We start from the raw sequence: 6,623 nt of genomic DNA, 5'->3' as shown, positions 1-6,623 counted from the left end.
ATGGCCAAGGTGCGCTTCGGTGTGACCACGGCGGTACGCAACTACGCGGATAACAAAGGCAAGGCCGCAGCGGATGACCTGCGCCAAGTGCTGGCCGCGCAGCGCGATGCGCTGATCGGCTGGGTGCCGCCCGGCCTGGCCGGTGCCCGTGACTGCCAACTGATCCAGGGCCAGGCAATGGAGTACGACGCCAATACCTTGCTGTGGACCGAAATCTACGAAACCCAACACGCCCTCGGGAGGGCCTCATGAGCAAAACCACCCCAGTCGCCCCGGCGGCCAAGGCTGAAGAGCCCACGACCGAGAAGGTCAAGCTGATCGCCAATCACACCCACCGCGACAAGCCATGCAAGGCCGGTGACGAGATCGAGGTCACCGAGCGCGAAAAGGCCTGGTTGATCCGCCACGAAAAAGTGGCAGATCCGGCCAAGCCCGCTACTACTGCACCGGCCAAGGAGTAAGTCATGTCCCTTTTCAGCTTCCAAGGCAAAATCCACCTGGCTGAGCGTTCGGCCCTGGGCAAAGCCCTCAAGGTCACCTGGCTGGGTAACGCGCCTGCCTGCACTCTGCAGCTGGCCACCGAAACCACCCCGAAGACCGAGAGTTTCTCTGGCAACCGCCTGCAGTACGGTCTGCTGCAACGCGGCAAGACCGCGACGCTCAACCTCACTTTGGACGAGTGGACGCTCTACAACCTGGCGCTGGCGCTGTATGCCGCTGATGTGGCGATCGCCACCGGTACCGTTACCGGTGAGGCGCTGCCTTCGCCGCTGGCTGCTGGCGACATCATTCGCCTGAACAAGCCTTTCGTCAGCGACGTGGAGCTGACTGCAGCACCGAGTACTCCCCTGGTTGAGGGTACCGACTTCCGCGTGGAGTCCGCTTCTGCTGGTTTGATCGAGCTGCTCACGCCGCAAACGCCAGCCGTTACCGCCGCGTATGAGAATGCAGAAGCTCGGGCGCTGACCATGTTCACCACCACGCCGCCTGACCGTTGGCTGATCCTGGACGGTATAAACACCGACAACCAGGAGAAGGTGGTCGTCGAGCTGTTCCGCTGTAAGTTCAACCCGGTGGGCGACTTCGGCCTGATCCACGAGGAGTGGGGCAACCTGCCTTTGACTGGCACCGTGCTGTATGACCCGCTCAATGCTGGCGACCCGCAGCTCGGTGGTTATGGTCGCATTGTGCAGGCCGCTGCCTGATGGGTGCGCGTGTCGCCAGAAAGCCCAAGGAAGAGCAAGGCGCCAACGACCTGGAGGTCTTGCACCCCAACCGCTCGGCGACCATCGCCGGGCGCAAGGTGGTTGTTCGGGAGTATGGCTTCGTCGAAGGCATGAAGATGCTGGGCATGCTTGAGCCGTTTCTGGCGGATCTCAAGCAACTGATGGTGGACGATCAGCCTCTGACCGTCGCTGCCGTAACCGGGCTGCTAGGCCAGCACATGGACGTGATCACCGACGCGGTCGCTGTTGCGGCTGACGTCGAGGTGGAATGGCTGGTCGGGCTGAGCCAGGACGATGGCTATCACCTGATGATGCTGTGGTGGACTGCCAACGGCCCTTTTTACATTCGCACTGCCCGAAACCGGATCTTCGCCGATCGGGTGGAGCGAGCAAGAGCAACCGTTGGGCAGACGTCTACGCAACCCTGATCGCGGCCGGCTACGGAGACGCCGAGCGAATCGGCAAGCTGACCGAGCGACAGCTACTGATGTACTACGAGGCCGAGCTACGTCGCCAGCGACGTGCCCGCGCTGAGTTCCTGACAGACGCCAACATGGCGTTCGCCGGGGGCAAGGATGCAGAGCAGCATCTGCAGGCGCTGTTGAAGTAGCAACGCTGTTGCTGCATAGCAAATTCCTGGTCTAGTGTTCCCGCACCCGATCAGGAGTTTTCTATGGCCACAAACATCCAAAAGTTTGACCACCTCGCTGGCAAGATCTTTGCCGACCTGTACGAGAGCTTCCCTGTTCCTCGCGGCATCATGCTGACTGACTACATTTCCACTGTGTTCGAAGTAAGCCCTCCTTCTGAGGATGCAAACATGGGGGTGGAAGCTATTGCCGCACTGGACTTCTATCAGCACACGATGGATTGGCTAGAAAAGGCCGGTTTTATTGAGGTCTTGTCCAGAAACCTGATGGGTGAAATCGAGGTTGTACTTACGGTTCGAGGGCTGGAGTCCTTGAAACTGGTGCCTGACTCCCTCACGGGAACCAGTCTTGGAGAGCAGCTTACCGAGGCCGCTAAGGCTGGAGTCCTGGACCAGATAAGAGAGTTAACCGGCAAAGTCATTGGTGCCGGTGTAAGCATGGGTACAGGCTATATAAATACGCTTTGATTTTCGGCTAGCCGAAAATACAGCCGCCCACGCGCGCGCGAGGATTGCAGCGAACCCCACGCCGTGATCCCGCCCGATGGCCAACAAAGAACTGGAACTCGCCCTTCGCCTCAAGACCGACCTGGAACAGGGGCGCCGCGAAGTCGTTGATCTTGCTGATGCCGTTGAGGGCGTCGGCGCTTCGGCCAAGGATGCGAACCGCGACCTGGGCAAGCTGGGCAGCGGTGCCGATGCCGGCAAGGCCAAGACGACGGTCGACGGTCTGACCGAGTCGGTCCGCCAGGTTGGTGCCACCGCTGCCTCCTCCGGTGAAGAGCTAAATCACCTCGGTGAAACGGCTGAGCAGCAGGCCGCACGTATTCGGGCCGTGGTCGCAGCCAGCCTGCAGCAGAAACAAGCCAGCGACCAGGCCACCGCCAGTAATCAGCGACTCAGCGAATCGATTCGCTACACCAATGCCGATTGGAAGGAGACTGCTGCTGCGCAGTCAGCCTCCATGAACGCCTACCACGCTGCAGAGCGGGCCCAGGAACAACGCGCCCTGGCCGAGCGACGTGCCGCCGAGGAGACGGCGAAAGCAGCGGCCGAAGCCGACAAGCAGGATGCAGCCCTGCGCAAGCTGCTCGGTACCATCGATCGTACCGAACGCGAACTCAGCCAGCTCGACGCCCAGGAGCGAGAGCTGAACATGCATTTCAAGGCTGGCCGGCTGGATATCGACGCCTATGGCCGCGCCCTGGATGCCATCCGCAACCGTCGCAACGCCCTGCAGGGCATTGGTGATGAGGCCAAGCGCACCAACCTGCAGCTGAACAGCCTCACCACTACTATCCGCCGCGTGCAGGGCCTGTTGGTCACTGGCTTTGCGGGATTCGGCGTTACCTCGGCCAGTCGCGCGATCATCAACACCAACCTCGAATGGCAGCAGGCGCAGTCCACCCTGCAGGCTGCTACCGGCTCCAGCGCCCAGGCCAGGCAGGAGCTGGAGTACGTGCGCGAAGTCTCCGAGCGCCTCGGCCTGGAGCTGCTCAACACGTCGCAGGCCTACGCACGCCTGGTAGCGGCAGCCAAGGAAACCCCTGAGCTGGGCACAGCGATCCGTGGGATCTTCGAAGGCGTCAGCTCGGCCACCACTGCCCTGAACCTGACCAAGGAAGAGACCAACGGTATCCTGCTCGCCCTGGAGCAGATGGTCAGCAAGGGCAAGGTGCAGACCCAAGAACTGGTGATGCAGCTTGGCCAACGCATTCCTGGTGCGTTCGCCCTGGCGGCCAAGGCGCTGGACACCAACACCCAGCAGCTCGGCCAGTGGCTGGAAAAGGGCATGATCCCGGCCAGCCAGTTCCTGCCGCGTTTCGCAGCGGCCCTGCAGGAGGCCTATGGCCCGTCTGCCCAGGCAGCGGCAGGTGGCCTGAATGCCGAGATCAATCGCCTGAATAACACCTGGACCGAGTTCAAGATCCAGGCTGGCGAGGCTGGTTTCGTCGAGTCATACACCTCTGCAATCCGCGATCTGCAGGCGGTGCTGCGCGATCCGACCATCACCAATGGCTTGAACACGCTGATCACGGCCATGGGCAAGCTGATCGAGTTCAGCGCACGCGGCATCGGTGGAGCCACTAACTTCATCAGCTGGCTCGGCCAAGAGACTGCAGCTCGCCTGGGCGGGCCAGCTGGTGATGACGTTGTGCGCGTCGAGCAAGCGATCGAGCGCCAAGCCGATGCGCTCAAGTCTGCTCAAGAGGCGTACTTCAAGGCGATTGACGGCGGTTATCCCCAGCACATGGTTGATCGCTTCGAGAAGCGCATGCAGGAGGCGCAGACCGAACTACAACGCCTGCAGCAGCTGCAGCAGACCTTTAGCAACACGCCGGCACCGGCTCCTCGATCTGCACCTGGTACTCCTACTCCGACCAACCTCGGCACCTTCACCCCGACTGGTGATGACAAGGCCGCAGTTCGCCTGGCCAAGCAGCAAGAGGACTGGGTCAAGCAGCTGGAGAAAGAGGCGGCTACCTATGGCAAGGGCAAGGCCGCACTGCGCGAGTACGAGCTGGAGCAGCGGAACCTGAGTGGCGCCCTGGAGACTCGAGCACGTGCTGCATGGGCCGTGCTCGATGCCGCCGAAAAGCAGAAGAAGGCCGACGAGCAGGCCAAGCGCGATACCCAATTGCTGGCCCAGCTGCAGATCGACGTGATGAAAGCCACGGGCAAGAACGTCGACGCTGCAGCGGCCGAGATCGAGAAGAAGTACGGCGCGCTGCGCAAGCGCCTGCAGGATGCCGGCAACACGGATGGCGCCAACCTGGTCGGCCAGTTGATCAACATCGAGCAGGCCAAGGCTCAGCTCGACCAGCTCAACCAGCAACTTGAGCGCATCTTCGCCGAGCAGGGTCGCCGAGAGCAGACCATCAGCACCCAGCAGCAGGCTGGCCTGGTCAGCGAGCTTGGCGCGCGTCAGCAGATCCTCGACCTGAACAAGGCTACGGCTGACCAGGTCGAGGCGCTGTTGCCGAAGATGCGCGAGCTGGCCGCTGCTACTGGTGATCCTGCCGCCCTGGAGCGCGTGAAGGATCTGGAAACCCGCCTCGTCGCTCTTCGCACGGTGGCAAACGAGTTCACCAATGCGCTGAAGGCCGGCTTCGAGACGGGCATCCAGGGCGCGCTTAAGGGACTTGCGAGCGGCACAATGGATCTGCAGGAGGCGGCCACCTCCTTTATCACCAGTATCGCCAGCTCGTTGGCTGACATGGCCTCGAAGAACCTGGCGCAGATGTTCGCTGATGGCCTGGGTGGATTGCTCAACAGTGGCGCTGATGCAGCTGCCGACACAGCCGCCGCCACTGCAACTGCTACGGCCATTACGACCGCTTCAACTGCGGGTGCCACGGCGATGGGTACGGGGATCTCGACCGGTGGTACTGCAGCAGCGACTGCTATGGCTGGCGCAATCACAACTGCGGGTACAACAGCAGCCGCTGCAATGGCGCAGGCAATCATTGGTGCATCAGCGGCAAGCTCGACCAGCGACGCGATTTCAGGCGTTGCCTCCGTCGCTGCTGTGGCGGCGTCGACTGGTGGCCATATTACCGGCCCTGGCACCACCACCAGCGACAGCATCCCGGCATGGCTCAGTGACTGGGAGTTCGTCACCCGTGCTGCCGTGGTGAAACAGCCAGGTGCGCTCGACTTTCTGCACGACTTCAACGCCCGAGGCATGGCTGCAGTCAACGACTACCGCGTGCGGCACAACACCGGCGGCCTTGCCGGCGTGCCGGCACCGGCCTTGCCTTCGCCTGGGCTGGCAAACACCCGCCTGGCCGAGCCGGCTAAGGAGTCGGGTACCACGCTCAAGAACAGCCAGAACTTCTATCTGATCGACGATCCGCAGCGGATCGGCGACGTGATGTCCGGCCCGGTCGGCAACGAAGCAATCGCTGTTGCCATCTCCCGAGAGCCCGGCAAGTTCCGCCAAATACTAGGACTGAACCCCTGATGCCCCATCAAATCGGCTTCGTCGACAACTCGGGCGGCGTGCTCGCCCACTACAAGATGCTGGAGACCATCCGCGACTTCGCCTCGGCCAACGGCTGGACGGTGCTGCGCTATGACACGGTACCGGCCAACCGCGAGTTGATCCTTAAGGGCGTGGGCTACACCGGCGAAGAGGAGATCTTCGTTGGTTTCCGCACGTACCAGGACGCAGGCGCCGACTATTACAACCTGCTGGCTGCCGTCTTTACGGGGTATGTGCCGGGCAACACCTTTGATAGCCAACCTGGCGCGCGCCTGAGCGGCGTGCCGGCACACAACAACCGCATCGACTACTGGCTGACCCTCAACCCGCAGCGCATCGCGCTGGCGATGAAGGTCGGCACGCCGGTTTATGAGTCGGCCTACGTCGGCAAGTGCCTGCCATACGGCCGCCCCAGCCAGTACCCATACCCGGTTGTTTGCAGCGGCATGCTCAATGGCGCCGCGACGCTGCGCTTCAGCGACACCACTGCCAACCACTCGATTGGCTACAAGGGCAACTCAGCACGGCTCGGTCTGCGCAGCAATGACAACTGGCTGAACGCTTACTGCTACCCGTGGGGCAATGCGCAGATCGCCGGCACCAACCAGATCCGCGATACCGGCGACGTGTATCACCCTCTGCCGATCGAGCTGCACGACAACGTCAATAACCTCTGGGGCGCCCTGGACGGGATCTTCTATATCAGCGGCTTCAACAATGCCGTTGAGAACACATTCACCCTGGACAGTCACGACTACGTGGT

8 protein-coding genes are annotated in these 6,623 nt (G+C 62.1%); all 8 read left to right on the top strand.

Features of this window, described 5'->3' with window-relative positions:
- Positions 1-252 (top strand): phage tail terminator protein (locus tag BM186_RS25680; RefSeq protein WP_455550119.1); only part of this gene is annotated, 252 nt, incomplete at its 5' end.
- Positions 249-461: a DUF7210 family protein gene (locus BM186_RS25675; protein WP_074919235.1), complete on the top strand. Its 213-nt coding sequence runs from the start codon at positions 249-251 to the stop codon at positions 459-461. The genes BM186_RS25680 and BM186_RS25675, both read left to right, overlap by 4 nt.
- A 3-nt stretch (positions 462-464) precedes the next feature.
- Entirely contained in the window at positions 465-1,205 is a 741-nt protein-coding gene (locus BM186_RS25670) for a phage tail tube protein (RefSeq protein ID WP_074919233.1), read from the top strand.
- The gene (locus BM186_RS26500; RefSeq protein ID WP_074919231.1) at positions 1,205-1,654 is read left to right on the top strand and encodes a DUF6631 family protein; all 450 of its coding nucleotides are present in this window, start codon (positions 1,205-1,207) and stop codon (positions 1,652-1,654) included. Before BM186_RS25670 ends, BM186_RS26500 begins: the two co-directional genes overlap by 1 nt.
- Before the next feature lie 59 nt (positions 1,655-1,713).
- On the top strand, positions 1,714-1,836 hold the full coding sequence (locus BM186_RS27025; protein ID WP_277622113.1) for a hypothetical protein: 123 nt from the start codon (positions 1,714-1,716) through the stop codon (positions 1,834-1,836).
- Positions 1,837-1,899: 63 nt separating this feature from the next.
- Entirely contained in the window at positions 1,900-2,343 is a 444-nt protein-coding gene (locus BM186_RS25655; RefSeq protein ID WP_083431653.1) for a hypothetical protein, read from the top strand.
- Between the two features lie 76 nt (positions 2,344-2,419).
- On the top strand, positions 2,420-5,839 hold the full coding sequence (locus tag BM186_RS25650; RefSeq protein ID WP_074919227.1) for a tape measure protein: 3,420 nt from the start codon (positions 2,420-2,422) through the stop codon (positions 5,837-5,839).
- Positions 5,839-6,623: hypothetical protein (locus tag BM186_RS25645; protein ID WP_074919225.1), on the top strand; the 785-nt coding region annotated here is incomplete at its 3' end. The genes BM186_RS25650 and BM186_RS25645, both read left to right, overlap by 1 nt.

The sequence above is a fragment of the Ectopseudomonas toyotomiensis genome (assembly GCF_900115695.1).
GTDB lineage: Bacteria > Pseudomonadota > Gammaproteobacteria > Pseudomonadales > Pseudomonadaceae > Aquipseudomonas > Aquipseudomonas toyotomiensis.
The sequence above is the reverse complement of the archived record's forward strand: the minus strand, read 5'-3'. Positions and strand labels throughout refer to the sequence as shown.